The sequence below is a fragment of the Crossiella sp. S99.2 genome (assembly GCF_023094165.1).
Classification (GTDB): domain Bacteria; phylum Actinomycetota; class Actinomycetes; order Mycobacteriales; family Pseudonocardiaceae; genus Crossiella.
This window is the reverse complement of sequence record NZ_JALMDK010000013.1, coordinates 240,917-264,633: the sequence shown is the minus strand read 5'-3', so window position 1 is coordinate 264,633 and position 23,717 is coordinate 240,917. Positions and strand designations below refer to the sequence as shown.

The window sequence follows — 23,717 nt, the reverse complement described above, 5'->3', positions numbered from 1 at the left end:
AGTGCCCGGCAAACGGTTTTCCCCGCTCACCCGGCGCACGGTGGCGAAACCCACGCGACCGGGTAACCCGCACGTCACGTGGCGGGCCCAGGATCGGGGCATGGAGGACATTCCGGCCCCGCGCCGCACCGGCCGCTGGCCGTTCCGCCGTGGCTCGCCGCCCCCGATCGCCGAGACGCTGTGGCGGATCCGGGTCACCGTGCCGGACACCCCGGGCGCGCTGGCCCGGCTCACCGCCCGGCTGGCCAGGCTGCGGGTCAACATCCTGGCCCTGGACGTGCACCCGCTGGCCGAGGGCGCGGTGGACGAGCTGGTCCTGCGCGCACCCGCCGACGTCGAGGAGAACGCGCTGGTCAACGCCCTGATCGAGGGTGGCGGCGCGGATGTGCGGGTGGCGCCGGCCGCGGTCAGCGCGCTGGCCGACGAACCGACCAGGGCGGTGCTGCTGGCCACCTGGCTGGCCGAGGATCCCGACGACCTGCCCAGGGTGCTGCACCAGCTGCTCAGCGGCGCCGAACTGAGCTGGGTGGAGCACGAGCACACCGAGGTCCTCGACGGCGGCAGGCTGGCGCTGCGGCACCCCGACGGCGGCACCTTCCTGGCGCACCGTCCAGGGCTGGCCTTCACCCCGGCCGAGTTCGCCAGGGCCCGCGCGATGATCACGCTCGCCCACCGGCTGCCGCCCCCGCCGGGGGAGATGGTGCAGCTGGGCGAGCGCACCGCGGTGCTGCGCCGGGCCCGCCCGCAGGACCTGGACGGCCTGCTCGACCTGCACGCCCGCTGCACCCCGGAGACCCTGCGCCGCCGCTTCCTCGGCGCGCCGCAGACCAGCGGGCGGGCGCTGCGCACCCTGGTCAGCCGCTGGTCCACGCACACCCTGCTGGCGCTGTGCGACACCGAGGTGGTCGGCACCGGCAGCGTGTTCTGGGACGGGGACACCGCCGAGGTGGCCTTCCTGGTCCGCGACGACTGGCAGGGCCGCGGCCTGGGCCGGGAACTGCTGCGGCGGCTGGTGGCCACGGCGGTGGCCAGGCAGGTGCGCACGATCTGCCTGCACACCTACGCCGACAACACCGCCGTGCCGCACCTCGCGCACGCGCTGGGCCACCCCGTCCGGCGCAGCATCGCCGACGGGGTGCTCACCCTCGAACTGGCCCCGGCGGCCGCGGTCACCAGGTGACCGGCAGCTCCGCCACCCCGTACACGCCCTGGTGCGGCTGGAACCGGATCTCCTCGGCCGGCACGGCCAGCGCCAGGTTCGGGAAGCGGGTCAACAGGGCCCGGAAGGCGGTGCGCATCTCCGCCCTGGCCAGTGGCGCGCCCAGGCAGTGGTGCGCGCCGTGGCCGAAGCCCAGGTGCGGGCGGGCCGGTCCCGGCCGGTCCAGGAGCAGCTCGTCCGGCCGGTCCAGCAGCTCCGGGTCCCGGTTGGCGCTGGAGAGCACGAACATGACCATGTCACCGGCCCGGATCTGGTTGCCGTGCAGCTCCAGGTCCTGGGTGGCGATCCGCGGCACCCCGGCGGCCACCACGCTGAGGTAGCGCATCAGCTCCTCGACCGCGCTGTCGGTCTTGTCCAGGTTGGCGCGCAGCCAGGCGAGCTGGTCGGGGTGGGTGAGCAGCGCGTAGGTGCCGATGCCGAGCATGTTCGCGGTGGTCTCGTGCCCGGCGAGCAGCAGCAGCGCGGCGATGTTGACCAGCATGTCGTCGTCGACGGTGGCGCCGTGCTCGCGGATGAGCATGCCGATCAGGTCCTCGCCGGGATCCACCCGCGCCCTGGTGACCAGCGAGCGCATGTACGCCTGGCTCTGCCGGGTCAGCTCGACCCGCTGCTCGACCGGCAGCACCGCGTTCATCTGCTGCGTGGAGCGGGCCTGGAACTCGGCCCGGTCGGCGTAGGGCACGCCGAGCAGTTCGCAGATCACCAGCGAGGGGATGGGCAGCGCGAAGTTGGCCACCAGGTCGGCGCCGGGGCCGAGCTTCTCCAGCTGGTCCAGGTGCTCCTCGACGATCGAGGTGATCCGGTCTTCCAGTCGTCGCATCCGGCGCATGGTGAACTCCGGCATCAGCAGCCTGCGCACCTGGGTGTGGTCCGGCGGGTCCATGATCAGGATGTTGCCCCGGCGCATCCGGGCGGCCTCCTCGGCCGTCATCCCCATCGGCAGCGTGTACCGATCGCCCCTGGACCGCGGATCGTTGCTGAACCGGGCGTGATCGGCCAGCCCCGCCCGCACGTCCTCGTGCCGGGTGACCACCCAGGCCTCGCCCCGGACCCCGAACACGTCCATCTGGATCTTGCGCACCGCCTCGCCCGCGCGCACCCCGGTCAGCTCGGCCGAGGGTGAGAGTCCGTCCCGCGCCATGAACAGCGGGATCTCCACCGCGTTGGTCATGTCCTGCCCCCAAGTCATTACGTTGTCTGGCTACCCAAGTTAGCCACGTTCGGGGGAGTTGTCTCTCCATCTCGGGAGGGAACGGTGTCGTGCCCGTGGGTGAGCCCCGGCTCCCGGATCCGCGACACCGTGGCGGAGACACTGCGAACACACTGGGAGAAGTCATGATCCGCTGGTCGGCCACCCTCTGGTCAGCGCTGTACGGACTGGTCGCTTTGGGCTGGTTTTTCGGCGCTCCCGGCTACCCTTTCGGCCCGGCCGACCCCGCCGCGCAGCTGTCCCCGCTGGGCGGGATCCCCGCCGCGACCAGCGCTCCAGTGCTGGCCATCGGCATGGTGGCGGCCACCGCGGTCGCCCTGCTGATGGCTCGTGGCGTCCGTGCCGGCCGGCCGGTCCTGCTCACCCTGGGCTGGCTGATCACCGCGGCGCTGGCGCTGGTGCTCAACGACGGCCGGGTGCTGATGCTGATCGGCTACCTGCCGATCGTGCTCATCGGCGCACCCCTGGGCCTGATGCCGTTCACGGCCTACCTCGACAAGTTCGACGGCCCGAACCTCAACCAGTTCGCCCTGGTCCTGGGCGTGCTGCTGTGGCTGGCCGCGACCCTGCACTACCAGCGCCGCACCGCGGACGCCTGCCTGAGCTGCGGGGTCGGCCCGCGCCCGATGCCGCGCTGGGCCAGGCCGGCGGCCGCGGCTCGCTGGGGGAAGTGGTTCGCCTACCTGGCCTTCCTGGTGCCGCTGGCCTACGCGGTGACCCGGTGGGCCTGGTTCGGCGGGTTCAGCCTGGGGCTGATCAGCGAGGAGTTCCTGCGCGAGGGGCAGCAGAACGGGGTGTGGATCGCGGGAGCCGGGCTGGGCACCTTCGCCGCGGCCGGCGGGTTGCTGACGCTGGGGCTGGTGTACCGGTGGGGCGAGGTCTACCCGTTCTGGCTGCCGGGGCTGCGCGGGAAGCGGGTGTCGCCGCTGACCGCGATCATCCCGGCCAGCGTGGTCGCGGTGATCGTGACGGCGGCGGGGATGAACGTGTTCACCGGGCTGGTGGGGCGGGTCGGGCTCACCGAGTTCATCGTCAATCCGATGACGTTCTTCCCGTTCTGGGGGCTGGCGCTGGGCGGGGCGACGGTGGCGTATTTCCTGCGGCGGCGGGTGGAGTGCGCTCGTCATGAAGATCGCGTTTTGGTTGATCTGTGATTTCAGTGCCGATCGAAGTGGATCAGATTGAGGCAACGAGCTGACCAGCGCCGGGAGGGCGGCCGGCATGCCGGAGCGCCCTCCCTGCGGGTGCCGCCAGGTTCGCCCGTTTAGCCTGTGCGCTATTTAGCTCCTGTGCTAAAAAGGAACTGTGTCAGAAGGAACCACGTCCCACCCGGACCCCGCCACCGAGGCCAGCGTTTTCCGCGCCCTGGCGGACTCCACCCGCCGCCAGATCCTGGAAGACCTCCGTGCCGGTGAACTCACCGCGGGCGAGATCACCGCCCGGTTCACCATCAGCGGCCCGTCGATCTCCCGGCACCTGGGTGTGCTCAAGGCGGCCGGGCTGGTCCGGGAGCGGCGGCAGGCGAACCGGATCTTCTACGCCCTGGTCGAGGAGCGGCTCGCCCTTGGCGTGAACCGGTTTCTCAGCGCGGTGTGCCCGGAGCAGGCGCTGGTCCGCCATCGCCGATCGAGCAGGGGAGACCAGCCATGAGGATGGCCAGTGTGGTGACGCGGCGGTTGCTGGTGAACTACCGCGTCGACCCGGCGGTGGTGGCCAGGCTGCTGCCGGATCCGTTGCGGCCGCGGCTCGCCGGGGGCTGGGCGGTGGCGGGGATCTGCCTGGTCCGGCTGGCCCAGGTGCGGCCGGCCGGACTGCCCGCGGCGCTGGGACTGCGCTCGGAGAACGCGGCGCACCGCTTCGCCGTCGAGTGGGACACCCCCGACGGCCTCCGCACCGGCGTGTACCTTCCGCGGCGGCACACCGATTCCACCATCGCCGCGCTGGCCGGCGGCCGGCTGTTCCCTGGCAGGCACCAGCTGGCGAAGTTCACCGTGCGGGAGACCGCCCGGGAGCTGGAAATCCGTTGTGTCAGCGGGGATCGGCGGACCCGGGTGTGGGCGGATGTGCGGTTGTCCGGCCGGTTCGGGCGCAGCGCACTGTTTGCCGAACTCGACCAGGCCGCCGACTTCTTCACCTGCGGCAGCGGCTATTCCGCCACCCGCGACCCGCACCGCCTGGACGGTGTGGCCATGCACGCGCGGAGGTGGCGATTCGAACCGGTCGACTTGATCGGCGCCCGCTCCACCTTCTTCGACAGCCTGCCCGCCGGCTCGGCCGTACTGGACCACGCCCTGCTGCTGCGGGACACCCCGGCCACCTGGACACCGCTGCCCTCGCTGCGGGTCAGCTCAGCCGGACAGCCGGTGCAGGCGTAGCGCGAGCTGGATCTCCAGGGCACGGGCGGGTTCCGGCCAGTCCGCGCCGAGCAGGTCGGCGACCCGTTCCAGGCGCTGGGTGACCGTGTTGACGTGCACGTGCAGAGCCTCCCGGGTTCGCGCGGGCGAGCAGCCGTGCGCGAAGTACTCGGTGAGCGTGCGCACCAGTTCGGTGCCGCGACGCGCGTCGTAGTCCAGCACGGCGCCCAGGGTGTCGCGGACGAATCCGGCCACGTCGGCCCGGTCGCCGAGCAGCACGCCGACGAAACCCAGTTCGCCGATGGCCGCACCCTCGCCCCGGCGGCCCAGCGCGGTCAGCGCGGTCAGGCACCGCCCGGCCTCCCGGTGCGCGGCCGCGATCCCGGCCAGGCCGTCGCCGTTGGCCTGCGCGCGGGAGCCCTCCAGTGCCACCGGTCCGGCCCCGCCCACGGTCACCGGCCCGCCCACCGCCGTGCCCAGTTCCGCCGCCATCGCCCTGGCCACCGCACCCGGGTCGGCCCCGGGCACCAGCAACACCGCGCCGGCCGCCAGCCCCTGCGCGGCCCGCGCCACCCGGGCCGCGGCCACGCCCAGCCGTCCGCGCGCACTCTCCGCCACCAGCAGCACGTGCCCGCGTCCGAGGTCCACGCCCAGCCTGGCCGCCCTGGCCAGCAACGCGTCCGGATCCGTGGTGGCAGTAAGGAGATCCGTCAGCAGCTCGCCGCGCACCCGGTTCTCCGCCTCGGCCACCGACCGGCGCAGCAACAGCACCAGCGCGGTCACCACCCCGGCCCGCTCGAACAGTCGTTGATCGGCCTCGGACAGCTCCGGCCTGCCGGTCAGCACCACCGTGCCCAGCAGCTCGGATCCGGCCAGCACCGCGCACACCCAGCGCCGCCCGCAGCGCACCGCCCGCCCGCTGGATCTGGCCTGTGCCACCGCCTGCGCGGGCACCCGAGGCGGGGCGGTGCCGGTGCGGGCCAGCACCGCGCCCTCGGCGTCGCGCACCGCGATACCGCCGCCGAGCACCTCGGCCACCGCGATGGCCACGTCGTGCACGTCGCCGCCGCGCAGCACCAGATCGGTGAGCCGGTCGTGCGCGGCCTCGGCCCGGCGCAGCGACTCGTGGTGGGCGCGGGTCTCCTCCAGCAACCGGGCGTTGTCCAGCGCGATCGCGGCGTGATCGGCCAGGCTGGCCAGCAACGCGATCTCCTCCGGGGTGAACGAGCGGGTGTCCCGCTCACCCGCGTACAGCACGCCGATCACGGTGTCCGCCAGGCGAAGCGGCACACCGAGGATGGACACCAGGCCCTCGTCGGCGACCGCGGCGTCGATGGCCGCGGTGTGCGCGAACTGGGTGTCGCCGAGGTAGCCGGAGGTGGCCGCGGGCTCGGCGGTGTGCGCGACCCGCCCGCCCAGTCCCTCGCCCATGCCGAGCCGGACCCGCTGGAACGCCCGGGAAATCGAGCCGTCGGTGACCCGCATGTAGGTGTCGCCGACGGTCTCGTCGTTGAGGCTCAGGTAGGCCAGATCGGTGCCCAGCAACAACCTGGCCCGCCGCACGATCGAACGCAGCACCGCGTCCACATCGCGCAGCGCGGCCAGATCGCCCGCGGTGTCGAATAACGCGGCCAGTTCGGCCTCCCGCCGCCGGTGCTGGCCGAGCGTGCGGTGGATGCGCAACGCGTGCTCGGTGGCCTCGGCCAGCACCCGCAACTCGGCCGCGGGCAGCCCGGCTTCCCTGGCCAGGGCAAGGGGTTCGGCGAGTTGCCCGGCCTCGGCGTGACTTGCCAGCAGGCCGAGCAACCGCGCCAGGGCGGAGCCGCTCACCCGAGTTCTTCGCCCCTGGTCTCACGGGAGAGCAGCACCGCGCCGGTGGTGAGCACCGCGGCCAGGAACAGGTACACCGAGATCGGGAAGGAGGTGCCGAACTGCTGCAGCAACGCGGTGGCGATCAGCGGGGCCAGCGCCCCGGCGAAGATCGAGGCGAGCTGGTAGCCGATCGAGGCCCCCGAATAGCGGACCCTGGTGCCGAAGAGTTCGGAGAAGAACGCCGCCTGCGGCCCGTACATCGCGCCGTGCAGGATCAGCCCGATCGTGGTGCCCAGGGTGATCAGCCAGAACGACTTGGTGTCCAGCAGGGCGAAGAAGGCGAAGCCCCACAGGCCGGTGCCGATCGCGCCGAACAGGTACACCGGTTTGCGCCCGAGCCGGTCGGAGAGCGCGCCCCACAACGGGATCGAGATGAAGTGGATGGCCGAGGCGATCAGCACCGCGTTGAGCCCGGTGGACTTGGGCAGGCCCAGCGGTCCGGTGAGGTAGACCAGGATGAACGCGGTCAGGATGTAGTAGCAGACGTTCTCGGCGAAGCGGGCGCCCATGGCCACCAGCACCTCGCGCCGGTGCTCACGCAGCACCCGGATGATCGGCGGGGCCTCGCGTTCCCCGGTCTGCTCGGCCTTGGCCTGGGCCTCCAGGAACACCGGCGACTCGGACACGGCCAGCCGGATCCACAGCCCGACCGCGACCAGCGCGCCGGAGAGCAGGAACGGGATCCGCCAGCCCCACTCCAGGAAATCGGCCTCCGGCTGCACCGCGGCCAGCACCGCCAGCACCGCGGTGGCCAGCAGGTTGCCCGCGGGCACCCCGGCCTGCGGCCAGGACGCCCAGTAGCCCCGCCGTTTCGGATCGCCGTGCTCGGAGACGATCAGCACCGCCCCGCCCCATTCGCCGCCCAGCGCGAAGCCCTGGACCAGCCGCAGCAGGGTGAGCAGCAGTGGCGCGGCCGCGCCGATGGTGGCGTAGGTGGGCAGCAGGCCGATCAGGAAGGTCGCGCCACCCATCATCAGCAGGCTGATCACCAGCAGTTTCTTCCGGCCCAGCCGGTCCCCGAAGTGCCCGAAGACAATGCCGCCCAACGGCCGGGCGATGAAGCCGATGGCGTAGGTGACGAAGGCGAGCAGGGTGCCGGTGAGCGGGTCGGAGGTGGGGAAGAACAGCGTGTTGAACACCAGCGCGGCGGCCGAGCCGTAGAGGAAGAAGTCGTACCACTCGATGGTGGTGCCGATCATGCTCGCGCCGACGATCCGGGTGATCGAGGAGCGCGCTGGGGCAGCGGTGGGGACGGACATCGTGTACCTCACGTCATCGGGAGGGCAGGGAGATTAGCGGGCGGTCCAGCCGCCGTCGATGGGAATCGAGATGCCGGTGAGATGGCCGCTGTGTTGCTGGCAGAGCCACAGCACGGCTTCGGCGACCTGCACCGGTTCGAGGAGCCGTTTCACCGCGGTCCGGTCCAGCAGGATGTCGGTGAGCACCTCCTTCTCGCTGATCCGGTGTGCGCGCGAGAGGTCGGTGACCTGCTTCTCCACCAGGGGGGTGCGCACGTAGGCGGGGTTGATGCAGTTGCTGGTGACCCCGTACGGCGCGCCCTCCAGCGCGACCACCTTGCTCAGGCCCTCCAGCGCGTGTTTGGCCGCGACGTAGGCGGATTTGAACGGGCTGGCGCGCAGGCCGTGCACCGAGGAGATGTTGACCACCCGGCCCCAGCGGCGGGCGTACATGTGCGGCAGCACCCGGCGCAGGATGAGGAACGGCGCGGTGACCATGACGTCCTGCATCAGCCGGAACATCTCCGGCGGGAACTCGCTGATCCCGGCCACGTGCTGCATGCCAGCGTTGTTCACCAGGATGTCCACTGTGGACGGAAGGGTGTCGATCGCGGCCGGGTCGCTGAGGTCGATCTCGTGCGCCACCCCGCCGTAGTCCTCGGCCGCGGTGTGCACCGCTGGTCCGTTCTTGTCGACCAGGTGCACGGTCGCGCCCGCGCCGGCCAGCATCTTGGAGATGGCCAGTCCGATGCCGCTGGCGGCGCCGGTGACCAGTGCGGTGCGCCCGATCAGCCCTGGTTGAGTGGTCATGGACTCCGAAGGTAGGCAAGTCCGGGGCCGCTGACCATGTGCTGGCGCACCACACCTCCGACCGAAACAGTGGATTCCACCCACATGCGCGGTCGCGGTCGCTGTCCGTCACGGTCAGGGCTAGCGTGGGTGACATGCCTCGCCGTGGTCTGCCGTTGCGGTTGCTGTCCACCCCAGCCTGGCCGGACCAGGAGCCGACCTGGCGCGAGGCCAAGCCCGGCCTGATCGCCGCCGCCCTCAAACGCGCCCAGGCCCGCCCGGCCGGGAACTGGTTCGTCCTGGCCGCCAGCGGCGAGATCCCGGCGGCCAAGCCGTTCGGCCGCACCATCGCCGGGGTCGAGGTGGTGGCCTGGCGCGGCGCCGACGGCAGTCTGCACGCCGGTCCCGGTTCGTGCCCGCACCTGGGTGCGCCGCTGTGCCAGGCCGCGGTGCACGGCGGAAAGCTGTTGTGCCGCTGGCACGGCCTGGCCCTGGGACCGGCGGGATTCCCCGGCTGGCAGCCGTTTCCCGCGCACGACGACGGCGTGCTGGCCTGGGTCCGCCTGGATTCGGTCGGCGGCGAGGAACCGCTGCCGGAACCCGTGCTGCCGCAACGCCCCGCGCCCGGTTCCCTGGCCGCGGTGGCCACCATGATCGGCCGCTGTGAACCGGAGGACGTGCTGGCCAACCGCCTGGATCCTTGGCACGGCGCCTGGTTCCACCCCTATTCCTTCGCCAACCTGCGGGTGGTCTCCGCGCCGGAGCAGGACACCGACGAGGACCGGTTCCTGGTCGAGGTGACCTTCAAGCTGGGCGGGCGGTTCGGCGTGCCGGTGCTGGCCGCGTTCACCTGCCCGGAACCGCGCACGGTGGTGATGCACATCGTCGAGGGCGAGGGGCAGGACAGTGTGGTGGAAACCCATGCCACCCCACTGGGTCCGGGCCGCACCGCGGTGATCGAGGCGACCATCGCGCACTCCGACCGGCCCGGTTTCCGGTTCGCCAAGGCCGCAGCGCCGGTGATGCGACCGCTGATGCGGTGGGCGGCGGAACGGTTGTGGCGGGACGATCTGGCCTACGCCGAACGGCGGTATGCGTTGCGTCGCAAGGGATGTTTCCCGGGCTGAGCCGGTCAGCGCAACCGGCGGGCCAGCGTGCGCAACAGTGGGCTGCGGCCCTGGGTGGGCACCGTCCACAGCGTCCGGCCCTGCACATCCCAGTTGCCCAGCAACGCGTTCGCGGCCAGGAATCCGGCGGTGGCGGCCCGTTCCATCAGCGCCACCGGCAGTCCGGTGCGCACGTGATCCCCGGCCGCCACCAGGAAATCCTCGGGTGTGCGCACGGCTAACCGGTCCTGGTAGGTGCCGGGCAGGAACAGCGGGCAGTCCGAGCGGATCTCGAAGCGCTCGTCCACGATCCGGGCGTCCACCGTCTCCGGGTACACCTTGCCCAGCTGGGCGAGGAGTTCCGCGCGCACGTCGCCCAGCACCGCGTCCACCGGCAGCGCGTAGGCGTGCAGTTCGACCACCGCGCCGTCGTGCCGGATGGCCCAGTCGCGGGCCTGGTGCTCGTAGCGGTCCAGCACGCTGATGTTGTCCAGTGGCCCGAAGCCCGCGGTGCCCAGGAATCCGGCCCGGTCCGCGCGCACCGGCCGGTCCAGCCACAACCGCAGCACACCGAACCGGGGTGCGGTGCGCAGCCTGCTGACCGCCCCGCGCCAGTCGGCGGTGGCGATGCCGGGGGAGTCGCCGACGATGGTGCGCAAGCCGCCGACATCGGTGGCCAGCACCACCGCGTCGGCCTCCAGGGGGGTCAGGGAATCGGCCAGGTGCACGGCGTAGCGGCGGCGGGCGCTGGGTTCCACCGCGCTGACCCGCACGCCGGTGCGGATCTCCACGCCGCGCCCGGACAGGTAGCGGCCCAGCGGTTCCCACAGGCCGTGCGGGAACGGGTCGGCGGCCACGTCGAAGACCAGGCCCTCGCTGGAGCCGAGGAAGTAGATGTGGAACATCACCGCCAGTTCGGCCGCGGACAGCAGCCGGGGGTCGCTGAAGAAGCTGCGGGAGAACACCTCGAAGGCCAGATCCCTGGCGGCGGCGGGGAATCCGATGCGGTCCAGGAATTCCACCGCGTCCAGGTGGTCGAGTTCGGCGTAGGTCTCCGGGACCCGCACGTCCAGCAGTGTCATCGCCCTTCTAGGGTCCACTGTGGACAGTTCGGCCCAGGAGAAGGTGGGGCTGCGCAACACGAACGCGGCGGCGTTGAGCGGCGGGGTCCTGGGCAGTCCGGCGAAGGTGTCGGCGTGGCCGTTGCTGTGCAGCAGCGGGTAGTCGGTCAGCGGGGTGAGCGCGCGCAGCTCCGGGTCGGCGCGGCGGAGCAGCTGGCGCAGGTTGTAGTACTGGCGGAAGAAGGCGTGGAAGCCGCGGGTCATGGTGACCCGGCTGCCGTCGGTGAGGGTCACCGGCCAGCCGCCGACCCGCCCGCCCAGGTAGTCCTCGCGTTCCAGCAGCACCACTTCGACGCCGCGGTCGGACAGCGCGGTGGCCGCGGCCAGTCCGGCGATCCCGCCGCCGATCACCACCACCCGGGGTGGCGCGGACAGGTGCCGGACGTCGGGGCGGCTGCCGCGCGGCAGGTGTTTCACCGCGCGGCGATCGGTGCCCAGCGGGATCATCCAGTGCCTCCGTCGAGTTGCCTGCGCCCGCGCACGGTGTGCGTGATCCCGCGTTGCCAGCCCCCGGCTGATCCGGCCCTGACCTCGGTGAATTCGTTGCGGCGCAACCGGTCCCGGAGTGCGTCGACCCGGTCGAAGTCCAGCACGCTGCGCCACAGGTAGCGGTAGAGCCCGGTGCGGCCGGTGGCCAGCAGCCCGGCCGGGATGATCACGCCCCAGCACACCGCGGTCCACACCGCGCGGCTGAGCGGGCGGCGGTCCAGGGTGTAGTCGTGCAGCACCAGGTGGCCGCCGGGACGCAGCAGCGCGCGCAGGTCGGCCAGCACGGCGTCCGGTTCGGCCACATTGCGCAGCAGATATCCGGCGAAGATCGCGTCGAACGGCCCGCGCACCCCGGCCGCGGCCAGCCGCTCGGCCCTGGCCTGGGTGAAGGTCACGCTGCCCGGCCAGGGTTTGCGCCGCGCGGCCGCCAGCATGCCGCCGGAGGCGTCCGCGCCGACCACGGTGGCCAGCGGGTAGGCGGCCAGGATGGCGGCGGTGGAGGCGCCGGTGCCGCAGCCCAGGTCCAGCACCCGCTGCCCGCCGCCTTGTTCGCGCAGGCCGAGCCGGGCCGCGGCGCGGCGCAGATCGCGGTGGTAACCGAGGTTGGCGCCGACCAGGAGGTCGTACCGCCGGGCGTGCGCGTCGAACTCGCTCTGCAGTTCATCGGCGTCCAGCGCTCGGTTCATGAATTCAACCCTGCCGGAGCAACCCCGCCCGCGCACGCCGACGCCCGGACTCTGCCACGATTTGTTCATGGTCGAAGCCCAACCCATGCGCCTGGTGATCCGGTGCGCCGCCGCGGCTGCTGTCGGCGCCTCGGTGGTGCTGCTGTGGCTGGCGGTACTGCCGCTGCTGCCCTCGTCGTGTCCGGAACAGCCCTGTGACCAACCGAGGGGCTGGGTGCCCGTCGAGACGCTGACCAGCCCCGGCGTGGTGGTCGGGGTGGTGGCGCTGCTGGCGGTGACGGTGGGCTGGTGGCTGCTGGGCCTGCTCCAGGTGGCGGGCAACGGCCTGATCGCCCTGCTCGGCCCGGTGCTGGTGCTGGGCTTGATCCGGATCGGCGGCCTGGTCGGCTACACCCCGGCGCTGCCCTCGGTGGAAACGGCGGTGCTGGCCGCGGTGTCCTACCTGCTGGCCGCCCTGCTCACGGAGAAGACGGTGCCCTGGCTGTTCCGCGCGATCGCCGCCGCGGTGCTGGTGGTCGCCGCCGCCCTGGGCGGCTGAGGCGACCCCGGACAAACAGCAACCCCCGGACCTGCTCCCACCGGTAGCTTGGTGGGCCGAGTCGGACTGTACTCGGAGGTCCGGGGGCCGGGTAGCTGTCTGGAATTCGCTCAGTGAAGCCGAAGGCGGTCCTAGCGGACAGCCACCTCACGAGTCCTGTTGATATCCAACGCTGGACCACCTCCTCTCTCGTGTACCGCCACGCTAATCCGCGGAGATCGCGGCCCGCAACGGCATTTTCGAGACCTTCAGCGGTGGCTGCCCGCGTGCTGCGCGGACTTGGCGATGTGCCAGCACTCATCGCAGGTGGTCCACAGGATCCACTCGCGTTCGGAGGCGGTGCGGGTGACGACCTGCCGGCCGCAGAGGGTGTCGGCGGGCTGGCCGGGGCGGTGCGAGCCGTGCGCGCCGCAGATGGCGTGCCGGCGGCCGTCCACCGGCATCCAGTAGAAGAGCAGCTGCTCGGGAGTGGGATTGCCGAAGCCGATGGGCTCGTCGAGCGCTCCCGGGTCGCCGAGTGCGGTGGGCGGGCCGGGCTCCGGTGCGATGGTCATGACTGCTCCCGGGTCGCGGCGAGGGGGGCGTGCGCGGGTGCGGGTGGGAAGCCACCCAGTGCGGTCTCCACGGCCCTGGCCACCCGCAGACACAGGTCGTCGCGGTGGTGCGGGCCGACGATCATCATGCTCACCGGCAGCCCGTCCACCCGGCCCGCCGGCACGGCGATCGCGGGGTGGCCGCTGGCGTCGAACGGGGCGACGTTGGGCACCAGGCCCAGCGCGGCGATCACGTACTCCTCGCGGCTGGCCCCCGGGCCGGGCAGCGGGGTGGCCACGTGCGGGGCGGTAGGCAGCACCAGCACGTCGACCTCGGCCAGCGCCTGGTCGTAGCCCTTGATCAGGTGCGGCACCAGGTTCTGCGCCATGCCGTAGTGCGCGCCGTGGTACTTGCCGAGGGTGTAGCCGCCGTTGAGCGTGACCAGCTTGACCGTCTCGGAGAAGGCGTCGGCGTGCTCGGCCCGGCCGCGCCCGAAGTGCGCGATCAGCTCCGGGTCGTAGCGCCCGGCCCAGTTCCGGCCGATCGCGTTGCCCTCGATCATCTGCCAGGCGATGCCGTCGGTGGCGATGACCTTCCAGACGTCCATGCCGGTGCGGTGCCAGGGCACCGAGATCGTGCTGACCCGCGCGCCTGCCTGTTCCAGCGCGTAGGCGGCGTTGCGCACGGAGTCGTCCACGCAGGCCTGGGACAGGCCGGGGATGTCGAAGCCTTCGGCGAGCAGGCCGATCCGCAGGCCCTTGACGCCGTCGTCGAGGTGCTTGAGGTAGTCCCGCGGCCGCAGTGAGGCGTCCTGGCGCGGGTCGTCCGGGTCGTGCCCGGCCAGCGCGGTCAGCATCAGCGCGGCATCGCGCACGGTCCGGGTGATCGGGCCGAGGTGGTCCAGGGTGTTGTCCATGGAGAACGCGCCGGTGCAGGGCACCAGGCCGTAGGTCGGTTTGTGTCCGACCACGCCGCAGAAGGCCGCCGGGATGCGGATCGAGCCGCCCTGGTCGCCGCCGAGGCCCAGATCGGCCTCACCGGTGGCCACCAGCACGGCCGGGCCGGAGGAGGAGCCGCCGGAGGTGCGGGTCGGGTCCCACGGGTTGCGCACCGGGCCGGAGATCGCGGTGTGGCTGCCCGCGGAGTAGCAGAGGTCCTCGCAGGTGCCCTTGCCGACGATGGTCGCGCCCGCCTCCAGCAGACGGCGCACCACGGTGGCGTCCTCGCGGGGCACGAAGCCCTGTAACGAGCGGGAGCCGTTGCCCATCGGCACGCCGGCCACCGCGATGTTGTCCTTGACCACCACGCGCCGGCCGGCCAGCGGGCCCTCTGCCTGGGTGGACAGCTCGGTGTAGAGCTGCCAGGCGTTGAGCGGGTTCTCCGCCGGGCTGGGCACCGCGTAGTTGCGCGCGGGCATCGGCGGGGCGTGCTCGGCGTAGAGCTTTTCCACCACGTCGTAGGAGGCCAGCGTGGGGATCATCAGCCCGCGGAAGGAGGCCAGCGCGGCATCGTCCAGGGTCAGGTTGTAACGCTCGGCCAGGGCGCGGAGATCTTCGATAGTGGGAGGGACTGTTCCCATGGCCGAAAATCCCCTCCAGCGTGCGATAGTGGAAAATCCGAGTTACCGAAGCGTATTGACCTACCCGTTACGTGTCAATGGATCTTGACGCGAACGTCTGTCCAGTCTGCTCCGGATGAGTGGCGGAGAATCACCCACTTGTCTTGCTGCCTTCCCGGTGGATCGCCTACAGTGATCAAATTGGGGCGGTCGTGGGGGCCGAGCGAGCTTGGTGGGTGGTTGCTGTGGGCGGTGGTGCGTCCGCATTTGACGCGTTGGCCGACGACACCCGTCGGACCGTGCTCAGCCTCCTGCGCGAGCACGGCGAGCTGACCGTGACCGAATTGGCCGGACACATCGAGCACATCGGCCGCACCGCGGTGTCGATGCAGCTCAAGGTGTTGCGCGAGGCCGGCATGGTGCAGGAGCGCCGGGCGGGCAAGTATCGCTATTACTCCCTGCGGGTCGAGCCGATCAATGACGTGGTGGCGTTCCTGAGCACCCTGTACGGAGCGTCGCTGGACGGACTCGCTACGATCTCGGCTAAGCACCGCGATCCGGAGGCGGAACAGCGCAGGTGGGGAACCTCGTACTGACTCAGCAGCGGGACGTCGCCCTGCCACCGGGGGACGTCTTCGGACTGCTGGGACAGGACAAGGAAGCCGGCTGGCTCTTCGGCGCCGACTACGACGCGTTCATGGTCGGCGGCCTGGTCCGCTTCGAGCTTCCGGTCAACCCCTCCGATCCGCAGAGCCCGACCATCGAGGCCGTGGGTCGCATCGCCTATCTCAACCCGCCGCACAAGATCGTCATCGAGCAGCAGGTGCCCTGGCCCGGCCGGGTCTCCTGCACCATGACACTGACCAACGGCGGTCGCGGCACCACCGTGCGGCTGGGCGTCGAGGTGCCGGACGACGCGGTCACCTGGTTACTGCGGCAACGTGGCTATGACCCCCTTGAGGAGTTGGCCGGACCGAGCACGATCCGGATCGGGGTACTGGTCAGCAAGTCCGGCCCGGCCAGCATCTTCGGTGGCACCACCGAGAACCTGGCCCGGATGGCCGCCGACGAGGTCAACGCCGACGGCGGCGTGGACGGCTGCCATCTCCAGGTCGTGGTCCGCGACGACGCCAGCTCGCCGGACATCGGCGCCGAGCAGTTCCAGCGCCTGGTCCGCGCCGACGGTTGCCGGGTCGTGGTCACCAACTGCACCTCCGCGGTGTTTCCGGTCCTGGCCAAGTGGGCCAGGAAATTGGGCGTTCTTCTGGTACATACGCCGATCAACGAGGGCGGCCGGTTCTCACCCAGCGTGGTGCGCCTGGGCGAACGACCCTCCGCCCAGTTGCGCGCCGCGCTGCCCTCGCTGGTCGCCGAGACCGGCGGCCGCACCTTCCTGTGCGGCGATGACTACGTCTGGCCGCGGGTGTGCAACCGCGAGGCCCGCCGGATCATCGAACAGCTCGGTGGCTCGGTCGTCGCCGAACGGTACAAACCCTTGGGCACCAAGGACTTCGCCGACATCATCGAGGAGATCATCAGCACCGGCGCCAGCCTGGTGATCTCCACCTTCGTCGGCTCCGACGAAGCCCACTTCGAGCGCCAGAGCCATGCCGCGGGTCTGCGGTCCCGCTGCCGGACGCTGTCCATGGCCTTCGACGAGTCCACCCGGGAGCTGACCGGCGGCATCGCCGCGCAGGGCGTGTACAGCGCCTTCAGCTACTTCCAAGAGGTCGACTCCGCTACCAACACCGCCTTTCTCCATCGTTACCGGGACCGTTTCGGGGCCAGCGCCGCTCCGCTGTCCAGCATCACCGAATCGGTCTACGAGGCCATTCACATGCTCGCCTCCAGCGGTGCCCTGCGCCGGGAGTTCGACCTGGGCGCGCTGTCGGCGGCGATGCGGGAACAACGTGAGTCCACCCTCTGGCGGTCCGCACGTCCGGCCCTGGGCAAGGCGCCGCTGTTCCTCGCCAAGGCCGTGCCCCACGGTTTCACCATCGTCGAGCGCTGAGCAACCCGCGAAACCCCGCCCTGTGGATAACTCGGGCCTGTGGATAACCCATGGGCCTTTTTTCGATGGTCCTGCCAAGGTGGGCTCATGCCGGCCCGCCCACCACTGCACCACGAGGAATCCGCCCAGCTACTGGCTTTCCTTGCGGCACAACGCCACGCCGTGCGCATTGCCGCGCACGGCCTCACCGACGACCAGGCCCGCACCGCCGCCTCGGCGAGTTCGCTCACCATCGGCGGCCTGACCAGCACCGAGCACCACTCGACCGCGATCATCACCGACCCCGGCCACGTCTGGGGCGACCCGTCGGAATACCAGGACGCCCATGTCATGGGACACGCCGACATCGTCCGCGAATCCGTCGAGGGCGCCACCTTCTTCCCCCTGCGGTCCGCGGTAGAAGGCTGGGCACCCACCCCTGGCTGCAGCCGTGGAAACCCCCGGTCCCCGCAACCTGACAAGGAGGCTTCAACCCACCCACTGGAGACGCCCAGCCGCACCAAGAAGGCGCCCACCTACGCGAAAGAAGCACCCAGCCGCAGAAAGGAGACGCCCAGCCACCCAAAGTGAGATGCCCAGCCACGCAAAGGAGACGCCTGGCCACGAAAGGACAGACCCAGCCACGCGACGAACAGACCCAGCCACGACAAGGAAGCGCCCAGCCGCAGGGAGGAGGCGCCAAATCCCGCGGATCCCAAGCCGCCCACCAACCGCAGCCAACTGCAACCAACCGCCCCAGCCCAGCCCAAGCCCGCCTCCCCCCCAGCCCAAGCCCGCCCCACCTCAGCCCAAGCCCGTCGCACCTCAGCCCAAGCACGGCCGGCATCCCGCTGCACCTTCGCTCGCCGCTGTGACCCGCGCGGACCCGCTCGCCGCGCGGCGACCGGCGGAGACGACCGGCGTGGCCGGCTCAGTGGCCGGATCAGTGACCGGTCAGCGGCGGGCGGAACCTGGCCGCCTGCCGGAGCCACAGACTGACCAGTTCCCGGGTCGCGGTGGCGAAGCGGGAGCGGTCGGTCAGCAGGGCCTTGGCGGTGGGTTCGGCGAGCAGGTCGTGGGCGACCAGGGCGGAGATGCCGGTGCGCAGGGCGGCGGCGGGGTCTTCGGGCTGGCGGCGCAGGGCTTCGTGCAACACGGCCAGGACCGTGTCGTCGGTGTCGGCGGTGTTGTCCCTGGTCAGGTTGGCGCCGTGCAGGTCGGCCCTGGCGTCCAGCCCGTCCTGGGCGGTGGAGGTCGAGAGCAGGGCGCGGCGCGGGCGGCGGCCCAGCGGGCGGTCTATGTAGCGGTCCCACCAGGTGACGTGGTCGGGCTTGTCCCTGGTGCCGATGTTGACCCTGGGCCCGGACCGGCAGTGGCGTTCGATCAGCGCCAGGCCGGCGGCGACCCGGGGCAGGTGCTGCTCGGCGCTGCCGCCGAACTCCCGGGCGCAGCGGTGGGACAGGCGGTGGATCAGCTCGGCCTGGTTGTCCAGCGGGGCCATCGAGCCTGCCTCGTCAACCAGGTACTCCAGCAGGGCGCGGTGGAACTCGTCGGGCAGGGTGCGGGCCCTGGCGCCGATGCGGATCCGGTCCACCCTGGCCTGGGCGCCCATGGCGGTCCGGCGGCGGCGGATCCAGTCCGGGGCGGCGCGTAGCCGCATGTGCACCCGGGCCGCGCCGAGTGGGTTGCGGAGTTCGGTGGCCCGTTCGGCCAGGGCCTGGTCGCACTCGACGAGCATGTCGACCAGGAAGTCCCGGCAGGCGCAGTCGCCGTCCAGGCCGAAGCCGGGGGAGCGCAGCCGCAGATCGCACCGGGTGGTGGCCAGGGCGCGGTGGATCGCGGCACGGTGTGGGAGCGCTTCATGCCAGATGGCAGCCAGCACCGCGGCAACGTCAACGCAGGCGGGTACGCGCTGCGGTGGTCCGTCACTGGGTTTCATGACCCGTAATCCTACGGGAACGAAAAAAGTCGCGAGCGACTGAGTACGAATCACCGTGTCGTAAGATCCACAATGTGCTACCCGAGTCAAGGAGTGCGGATGGGCCTGCTTCCCGCCGAGATTCCGGACATTCCCGAGGTCAGGTCGGAGATCGTCCCGGCCCGGCTGGCTCGTAAACTCGCCCCGCTCTTCGGCGTTCCCTGGACGCGCGGACCCTTCGGCGCCCGCACCTGGGTCTGCGACTACAACAAGCTCACGCTGTCCGAGATCGCCCGCGGCGCGCCGATGCCCGGCAGACGGGCGGACACCGCGGTGGACGGCGAGGCGGACTGGGCCATCGTCGACCGGGTCGCGGTCACCCGCCCCGGCGGCGCCCTGCCCAACGAGATCCCGAACGCCACCCTCAACCGATTCGGCCCCGACACCAAGGCCGCCGTGGTGCTGACCGCGGCGAACCGGCTGCTGGACCCGGTCGCCGACGCGATCGAGGCCGCACTCGCCCTGCTGGTGGCCGCGGACGGCACACCCCTGCCCGCCCGGTTGCGGGTGGTGGCCTGGGCGGCGCTGGTGCTGGAGGCGTTCCGGACCCAGCCCGCACTGGTCGCCGCGGCCATCCGGGCCCGCACGATCCAGCGCGAACTCCTCGTCGAGTGGCAGTTGCCGCTGGCCGAGTCGATCGCCGCGCTGCCGCTGACCCGGAGCGAGGTGGGCAGGCCGCAGCCGGAGACCGGCGGCGACGCCGAGGTGCGGAACGGCGGCGGCGCGTCCGGAGCGTCGGCAAGCGGCGGGTCGGCGAGCGGCGGGTCGGCGTCGCGGCCCCGGGAACTGGATCTCGCCGACCGGACGGTGCGCGGGCTGGGACTCAGCGCGCCCGAGGAGATCGTGGATCGGTTGCTGCGGCAGCTGATGGCCATCGGCACCCGGCAGAGTTCCAGCCACCTCTGGCTGAGCGAGCGCGCCCCCGGCCAACTCGCCGTCGAAGCCCTGGTGCCCCCCACCGAGGTGCTGGGCCGCTACGTCGAACAGCTCGGGCACCTGCTCGACGGCGAAGCCGACGCCGTCGACGTCCTGCCACGCATCCCCCGCGCCACCGACCTGAGCGGGTTGCCGGTGCCGGCGCGGCGGGCGGTGGTGCTCGGATTGCTCGCGGTGTTGCGGCAGGTCCGGTTCGACGTGCGGGCGCGGGAGCGGACCCGGGCGGGGATCGTGCCGTTGCTGGCCCAGGTGGCGTTGCTGGCCACCGAGAGCCTGGGAGCGGACGATCCGGTGACCGTGCTGGGACGCTGTCGGGTGGCCGACATGACCGTGCACACCCTGCGGCACGACCGGCGGCACGACCTGGCCGAGCCGCTGGCCGAGTTGATGAGCCAGGTCGAGCGATGCGTGGAGCTGACCGAGGCCGGGGTGGTGGACCGGGGGGCGGCGGCGGAGGCGATCTCCTCGGCCAATGTGGAGATCAACATTGTCCGGCGGACGAACGCGACCGATCCGGATGGCAAGTTGCCGCCGCCTGCGGAGCTGGACGACTGGTTGCAGGAGACCTGGGCTGCCTACCGCCGGGTGCTGGAACCCGTTGGCAGCGAAGGGGATGCCGACCTGTCGGTGGGGCATCACCTGCACAACTACGCCTCCTACCTGACCACGCATCCGGATCGGGAGGCCGATCTGGTCGCGGGGGTCGAGCTTTTCGCGCAGACCGTGATCCCGGCCAGAACGCGGTACTGGCAGCGGACCCGGAGTTTCCTGCCGTTGCGGCAGTCCTTGCAGATCGCCTCCCGGGCGACGACCACGCTGAGCGCGCTGGCCGCCGAGAGCGGGCGGGCGGAGCTGGCCCGGCAGTGGGCGGGGATGGGGTTCGACTGGATCTCGCGGGCGCTGGCGGAGGAGGACACCGTCGCGTTGCTGGGACAGGTGAGTGAGCCCGCGGCGCATTTCTGCCTGCTCGCGGTGCCCGCGTTGCTGACCGCGGTGGAACAGGGGGTCGCGGGGGCAGGCGAGGTGGCGTTGGCCGGGCGGTTGCTGGGGATCGCGGAGCAGTGGGCCCGGCTGGTCACCGATGGGGACGAGAGCAGTTACAGCCACCACGATCGCCTGGTCGGGTTGCGGGCCAGGCTGGCGCTGCTCGGCTAGGGGCAGAAACGGGCCGGGCCGTGGGTTTGGGTCAGCGTGGTCCGGGCGTTGGGTGTGGGCCAGCGGAGTTCCGGCCGGTGGCCTAAGGCCCGCGTGGCTCGGGCGGTGGGATTGGCCCAGCGGAGTTCGGGCCGGTGGGTCAGGGCCAGCCGTTCCGGCCGGTGGCCTACGGCCCGCGCGGTTCGGGCCGGTCCGCTAGGGCCACAGCAGTTCGGGCCAGGGGCCTTGGTAGCGCCGGAGTTGCTGGCGGGCGGCGTCGGCGCTGCAGCCGATCGAGCGGCCGAGGGTGTGGTAGTTCTCGACCCGGCCGACCTCGCCCCACGGGCGGTGCGGGCAGACCTCCGTGTCCGGGACCGGTTCCCGGGGGCGGTCGCCGCGCTCCGGCCGGGGTTCCGGGCAGCACGGTTCTTCCTGGAACACCAGTGCTTTGTGCACGAACTGCTGTGGCGCGCGTACCCCGTGCCCGGCCACCAGGGCGGCCTGGTGCTCGCTGCCGGGGCGGGTGCCGAGCTGGATCCGGAGGTGGGAGCCGACCAGTTCCCTGGCTGGGTGCCGATCTGTCCACAGTGGAGGGAGAGTGGCCAGTGGCACATAGTGGGCGTCCACAGTGGACCGTCCGGTGAGCTGGCCGGGGTCGATCCTGGCGGTGAGCTGGGCGAGCAGAGCCTGGAAACGGCTGGGGGACAGGCCGGCGGGGCGGGGTGCGGCGGCTTCCGGGACCTGTTCCAGGATCTTGATCGCGATGCGCAGTCTGCGCACCAGCAGGGGCAAATGCCTTGGCTCGTCGGGGGTATGCTTGCCGTCCAGCCAGTTCAGCAGCGGGCCGCGGGCTTCCGGGCCCGCGCCGCGGAACAGGCCCGCGATCAGCCAGCCGACCAGGTGTTCGGCTTCCAGCCGGCGAGTGGGGTGTTCGGCGGCGGGGGCGGGCAGGTCGCTGAGGTCGGCCAGGGCCTGGTGCGGAGGCTCGGTCAGGCCGAGGCGGTGGTTGAGCACCGCGTGCACCGCCCGGACCGCCTCGCGCGCCGGGTTGCCGGCCACCGCGCCGAGGTGCTCGGCGTACCGGTTCAGCGCGATGGCCACGTCCGGTTCACCGGCGCTGCGGCGGTTGGGGCGGTCCTCGACCGTGGTCATCGCCTTGCGCAGCACCGTGGACAGCTCGGTCACCGACTGGGCCAGCGGCGCCGGTTCCTGGCCGTGCTGTTCCTGGATGGCCACCCGGTAGGCGGCGATGCGGATCAGGAAGTCGGCGTTGCCGAGCACCGGTAGCCCGGGGTCGCCGACGCCGGCGCGGCGGCGGGTCAGCAGGTGCGCGGCGGCCAGTTCGGCGCCCCGGTCCAGCACGTCGAGGGCGACCTCGGTCAGCCTGTCCTCGGCGGGATGGGCCGGGCCCAGGGCGGCGACGATGGCGGGCAGCACCATGTTGAGGATCAGTTCGGGCTCCTGACCGGCGACCGCCTCGCTCACCCTGGTGCGCAGGCACAGCGTGCGGGCCAGCACCGAGATCACCCGGTCGTCATCGGGCACGGTGCGGTCGGTGCGGACCAGGATTTCCAGCGGCAGCTGGGCGAATCGCCGGTAGCGCCGGAACTTGCGGACGGCGTTGGTGGTGTTGGTGGCGATCCCGGCCTGGTTGCGGCCCCAGGTGAGACAGGCCGCGATAAGCAAGGGACCCTCGCCCGGCTGGACCGCCTCCGCGCTGCCCGCGAGCTTGGCGAGCAGCTTGTCCGCCCGGCGGACCACCTTGTCCCGCAGCTTCGCGCGTGGGCCGCAGCGGGCCAGCAGGGTGTCCAGATCGGCGCGGTACAGCGCGTCGAACACCCCCTCGGCACAGTCCGCCAGCCTCTGTTGACCCGGCGTCGGGTCCCCGGCCGCACTCATCCCAACCCCCTGCTCTCGGACCGAAATCGCACACTCACCGGCTCACCCGCACCGATCAGCCGCGCCCGCGGCTCGCCGCCTTCCCCGGCGGTGAAGGAGATCCACCGCTGCGCGCCGTCGTCCAGACCCGCCTGCAGCACCGCACCGCCGGGTGGTCCGGTGCGCCGGGCCCGCAGCTCGATCTCGAACTCCTCGTCCGTCAATGGCCGCACCGTCCAGCGCACCTCGGGCGCCACCCCGACCGCCGTGGCCAGTTCGGCGGGCAACTGCCAGGTGCCGTCCACCGCGGTGCGCTCCGGTCGCGGCGGCTCCGGTTCTCCCGTGCCGCGGACCTCGACCGTGGGTGGTGGCGCGGCCAGCGCCCGCAGCACCTCGCGCCAGTCGGGCAGCCCCAGACAGGTCCACAGCTCCCCGGCCCACGCGCCCAGCGCCCCCCGGTTCTCCCGGACCGGCTGCTCGGCGGCGAGGGTGACCCGCCGGTAGGGCGCCCAGGCCGCGGCCAGGCCGTCGATCTCGCGGAGGTCGAGTTGCAGCCAGCGGCCCGCCCGGCCGCTGGCGATCAGCTCGGCCACCGCCGCGGCCACCCGAGGGCCGAGGAGTTGCGCGATATCCGCGGGCAGCCCGCCCTCGCGGATCTCGACCTCGACGTACGCGGGTGGCCCCTGCCGGTCGACCGTGACGAACCCGGCCCGCAATCCGCTGCGCAACCGCAGCTCGGTCGCGGATTCGACGGTGACCAGGGTCAGCGCGACGGTGGCCTCCTCGGCGAGGTGGTCGATGCGCAGGTGACCGTCCCAGGTGGTCAAAACCATGTGAGCCTCCGGCCTCCTCGACTGCTTGTCCCCGCACTGACGGACCACCGCGCTGTCCACGGATCCGGAACGCCCCGCCATGAGGGTGTCCGGCTCCGGTGACCAGCTCGGTCGCCGCCAGTCCGCCGGGCCGAACCCGGAAGGAGCAGTCATGGCCGGTGGTTCCGACGACAACCCGTAGCTGAACACGGCTGTCGCGGGAACGTTCCCGCGACCATTCGCCAAAACTGCCGCCTGTCGGCTCCCCGTCCGTC

Annotated in this window: 21 protein-coding genes; 10 read left to right on the top strand and 11 right to left on the bottom strand. The window is 71.9% G+C overall.

All coding sequences use genetic code 11. The features are described 5' to 3' along the window. Window positions 1-100 precede the first annotated feature (100 nt). A complete protein-coding gene (locus MZC64_RS37890; RefSeq protein ID WP_247764489.1) occupies window positions 101-1,180 on the top strand; it encodes a GNAT family N-acetyltransferase in 1,080 nt (359 codons plus the stop codon). Here MZC64_RS37890 and MZC64_RS37885 read toward each other — a convergent pair. Further along, complete coding sequence (locus MZC64_RS37885; RefSeq protein ID WP_247764488.1) at window positions 1,170-2,390, bottom strand: cytochrome P450; 1,221 nt, start codon at window positions 2,388-2,390, stop codon at window positions 1,170-1,172. The genes MZC64_RS37890 and MZC64_RS37885 overlap by 11 nt on opposite strands. Before the next feature lie 164 nt (window positions 2,391-2,554). On the opposite strand from MZC64_RS37885, the gene MZC64_RS37880 reads away from it, so the two are divergent. From MZC64_RS37880 to MZC64_RS37870, 3 genes are all read left to right on the top strand, one after another. Then, complete coding sequence (locus tag MZC64_RS37880; protein WP_247764487.1) at window positions 2,555-3,583, top strand: hypothetical protein; 1,029 nt, start codon at window positions 2,555-2,557, stop codon at window positions 3,581-3,583. A 151-nt stretch (window positions 3,584-3,734) separates the two neighbouring features. Next, entirely contained in the window at window positions 3,735-4,079 is a 345-nt protein-coding gene (locus MZC64_RS37875; RefSeq protein WP_247764486.1) for a metalloregulator ArsR/SmtB family transcription factor, read from the top strand. Further along, window positions 4,076-4,804, top strand: coding sequence for a DUF2071 domain-containing protein (locus tag MZC64_RS37870; RefSeq protein ID WP_247764485.1), 729 nt, complete (start codon window positions 4,076-4,078; stop codon window positions 4,802-4,804). The genes MZC64_RS37875 and MZC64_RS37870 overlap by 4 nt, the downstream gene beginning before the upstream one ends. Here MZC64_RS37870 and MZC64_RS37865 read toward each other — a convergent pair. From MZC64_RS37865 to MZC64_RS37855, 3 genes are read right to left on the bottom strand one after another with little or no spacing between them, the layout of a single operon-like run. Beyond that, the gene (locus MZC64_RS37865) at window positions 4,778-6,613 is read right to left on the bottom strand and encodes a helix-turn-helix domain-containing protein (RefSeq protein ID WP_247764484.1); all 1,836 of its coding nucleotides are present in this window, start codon (window positions 6,611-6,613) and stop codon (window positions 4,778-4,780) included. The two genes, MZC64_RS37870 and MZC64_RS37865, sit on opposite strands and share 27 nt — an antisense overlap. Continuing rightward, a complete protein-coding gene (locus MZC64_RS37860) occupies window positions 6,610-7,914 on the bottom strand; it encodes an MFS transporter (protein ID WP_247764483.1) in 1,305 nt (434 codons plus the stop codon). The genes MZC64_RS37865 and MZC64_RS37860 overlap by 4 nt, the downstream gene beginning before the upstream one ends. A gap of 33 nt (window positions 7,915-7,947) precedes the next feature. Continuing rightward, a complete protein-coding gene (locus MZC64_RS37855; protein WP_247764482.1) occupies window positions 7,948-8,703 on the bottom strand; it encodes a 3-hydroxybutyrate dehydrogenase in 756 nt (251 codons plus the stop codon). A gap of 134 nt (window positions 8,704-8,837) precedes the next feature. On the opposite strand from MZC64_RS37855, the gene MZC64_RS37850 reads away from it, so the two are divergent. Continuing rightward, on the top strand, window positions 8,838-9,809 hold the full coding sequence (locus tag MZC64_RS37850; RefSeq protein WP_247764481.1) for a DUF5914 domain-containing protein: 972 nt from the start codon (window positions 8,838-8,840) through the stop codon (window positions 9,807-9,809). Between the two features lie 5 nt (window positions 9,810-9,814). On the opposite strand, the gene MZC64_RS37845 is transcribed toward MZC64_RS37850, so the two are convergent. After that, window positions 9,815-11,356 carry an FAD-dependent oxidoreductase gene (locus tag MZC64_RS37845; RefSeq protein WP_247764480.1) on the bottom strand — a complete coding sequence of 514 codons (1,542 nt, stop codon included), beginning with the start codon at window positions 11,354-11,356 and terminating at the stop codon, window positions 9,815-9,817. Then, window positions 11,353-12,084, bottom strand: a complete 732-nt coding sequence (locus tag MZC64_RS37840; protein ID WP_247764479.1) for a methyltransferase — start codon at window positions 12,082-12,084, stop codon at window positions 11,353-11,355. Before MZC64_RS37840 ends, MZC64_RS37845 begins: the two co-directional genes overlap by 4 nt. A gap of 67 nt (window positions 12,085-12,151) precedes the next feature. Between MZC64_RS37840 and MZC64_RS37835 the strand changes: the two genes are divergently transcribed. Beyond that, window positions 12,152-12,622 carry a hypothetical protein gene (locus tag MZC64_RS37835; protein WP_247764478.1) on the top strand — a complete coding sequence of 157 codons (471 nt, stop codon included), beginning with the start codon at window positions 12,152-12,154 and terminating at the stop codon, window positions 12,620-12,622. A gap of 248 nt (window positions 12,623-12,870) precedes the next feature. Here MZC64_RS37835 and MZC64_RS37830 read toward each other — a convergent pair whose 3' ends face one another. Continuing rightward, window positions 12,871-13,176, bottom strand: a complete 306-nt coding sequence (locus tag MZC64_RS37830; protein ID WP_247764477.1) for a zinc finger protein — start codon at window positions 13,174-13,176, stop codon at window positions 12,871-12,873. After that, window positions 13,173-14,735, bottom strand: coding sequence for an amidase (locus MZC64_RS37825; protein WP_247764476.1), 1,563 nt, complete (start codon window positions 14,733-14,735; stop codon window positions 13,173-13,175). The genes MZC64_RS37830 and MZC64_RS37825 overlap by 4 nt, the downstream gene beginning before the upstream one ends. Before the next feature lie 119 nt (window positions 14,736-14,854). On the opposite strand from MZC64_RS37825, the gene MZC64_RS37820 reads away from it, so the two are divergent. The 3 genes from MZC64_RS37820 (at window position 14,855) to MZC64_RS37810 (ending at window position 17,295) form a co-directional block, all read left to right on the top strand. Continuing rightward, window positions 14,855-15,310, top strand: coding sequence for a metalloregulator ArsR/SmtB family transcription factor (locus tag MZC64_RS37820; protein WP_308301114.1), 456 nt, complete (start codon window positions 14,855-14,857; stop codon window positions 15,308-15,310). Beyond that, on the top strand, window positions 15,292-16,725 hold the full coding sequence (locus tag MZC64_RS37815) for a substrate-binding protein (RefSeq protein ID WP_247764474.1): 1,434 nt from the start codon (window positions 15,292-15,294) through the stop codon (window positions 16,723-16,725). Before MZC64_RS37820 ends, MZC64_RS37815 begins: the two co-directional genes overlap by 19 nt. Window positions 16,726-16,812: 87 nt before the next feature. Then, window positions 16,813-17,295 (top strand): hypothetical protein, encoded by a 483-nt coding sequence (locus MZC64_RS37810; protein WP_308301113.1) that lies wholly within the window; start codon window positions 16,813-16,815, stop codon window positions 17,293-17,295. A gap of 352 nt (window positions 17,296-17,647) precedes the next feature. Here the strand turns inward: MZC64_RS37810 and MZC64_RS37805 are convergent, their stop codons facing one another. Further along, complete coding sequence (locus MZC64_RS37805) at window positions 17,648-18,643, bottom strand: hypothetical protein (protein WP_247764473.1); 996 nt, start codon at window positions 18,641-18,643, stop codon at window positions 17,648-17,650. Between the two features lie 99 nt (window positions 18,644-18,742). Between MZC64_RS37805 and MZC64_RS37800 the strand changes: the two genes are divergently transcribed. Then, window positions 18,743-20,773: a hypothetical protein gene (locus MZC64_RS37800; RefSeq protein ID WP_247764472.1), complete on the top strand. Its 2,031-nt coding sequence runs from the start codon at window positions 18,743-18,745 to the stop codon at window positions 20,771-20,773. Between the two features lie 195 nt (window positions 20,774-20,968). On the opposite strand, the gene MZC64_RS37795 is transcribed toward MZC64_RS37800, so the two are convergent. Beyond that, a complete protein-coding gene (locus MZC64_RS37795; RefSeq protein WP_247764471.1) occupies window positions 20,969-22,651 on the bottom strand; it encodes a hypothetical protein in 1,683 nt (560 codons plus the stop codon). Further along, the gene (locus tag MZC64_RS37790) at window positions 22,648-23,463 is read right to left on the bottom strand and encodes a hypothetical protein (protein ID WP_247764470.1); all 816 of its coding nucleotides are present in this window, start codon (window positions 23,461-23,463) and stop codon (window positions 22,648-22,650) included. Before MZC64_RS37790 ends, MZC64_RS37795 begins: the two co-directional genes overlap by 4 nt. Between the last annotated feature and the right edge of the window lie 254 nt (window positions 23,464-23,717).

Bases quoted from the DNA above. Each gene is read 5' to 3' on its own strand.
- MZC64_RS37890 (WP_247764489.1), top strand. From the start codon at position 101: ATGGAGGACATTCCGGCCCCGCGCCGCACCGGCCGCTGGCCGTTCCGC.
- MZC64_RS37885 (WP_247764488.1), bottom strand. From the start codon at position 2,390: ATGACCAACGCGGTGGAGATCCCGCTGTTCATGGCGCGGGACGGACTC.
- MZC64_RS37880 (WP_247764487.1), top strand. From the start codon at position 2,555: ATGATCCGCTGGTCGGCCACCCTCTGGTCAGCGCTGTACGGACTGGTC.
- MZC64_RS37870 (WP_247764485.1), top strand. From the start codon at position 4,076: ATGAGGATGGCCAGTGTGGTGACGCGGCGGTTGCTGGTGAACTACCGC.
- MZC64_RS37860 (WP_247764483.1), bottom strand. From the start codon at position 7,914: ATGTCCGTCCCCACCGCTGCCCCAGCGCGCTCCTCGATCACCCGGATC.
- MZC64_RS37855 (WP_247764482.1), bottom strand. From the start codon at position 8,703: ATGACCACTCAACCAGGGCTGATCGGGCGCACCGCACTGGTCACCGGC.
- MZC64_RS37850 (WP_247764481.1), top strand. From the start codon at position 8,838: ATGCCTCGCCGTGGTCTGCCGTTGCGGTTGCTGTCCACCCCAGCCTGG.
- MZC64_RS37845 (WP_247764480.1), bottom strand. From the start codon at position 11,356: ATGATCCCGCTGGGCACCGATCGCCGCGCGGTGAAACACCTGCCGCGC.
- MZC64_RS37840 (WP_247764479.1), bottom strand. From the start codon at position 12,084: ATGAACCGAGCGCTGGACGCCGATGAACTGCAGAGCGAGTTCGACGCG.
- MZC64_RS37835 (WP_247764478.1), top strand. From the start codon at position 12,152: ATGGTCGAAGCCCAACCCATGCGCCTGGTGATCCGGTGCGCCGCCGCG.
- MZC64_RS37830 (WP_247764477.1), bottom strand. From the start codon at position 13,176: ATGACCATCGCACCGGAGCCCGGCCCGCCCACCGCACTCGGCGACCCG.
- MZC64_RS37825 (WP_247764476.1), bottom strand. From the start codon at position 14,735: ATGGGAACAGTCCCTCCCACTATCGAAGATCTCCGCGCCCTGGCCGAG.
- MZC64_RS37810 (WP_308301113.1), top strand. From the start codon at position 16,813: ATGCCGGCCCGCCCACCACTGCACCACGAGGAATCCGCCCAGCTACTG.
- MZC64_RS37805 (WP_247764473.1), bottom strand. From the start codon at position 18,643: ATGAAACCCAGTGACGGACCACCGCAGCGCGTACCCGCCTGCGTTGAC.
- MZC64_RS37800 (WP_247764472.1), top strand. From the start codon at position 18,743: ATGGGCCTGCTTCCCGCCGAGATTCCGGACATTCCCGAGGTCAGGTCG.
- MZC64_RS37795 (WP_247764471.1), bottom strand. From the start codon at position 22,651: ATGAGTGCGGCCGGGGACCCGACGCCGGGTCAACAGAGGCTGGCGGAC.
- MZC64_RS37790 (WP_247764470.1), bottom strand. From the start codon at position 23,463: ATGGTTTTGACCACCTGGGACGGTCACCTGCGCATCGACCACCTCGCC.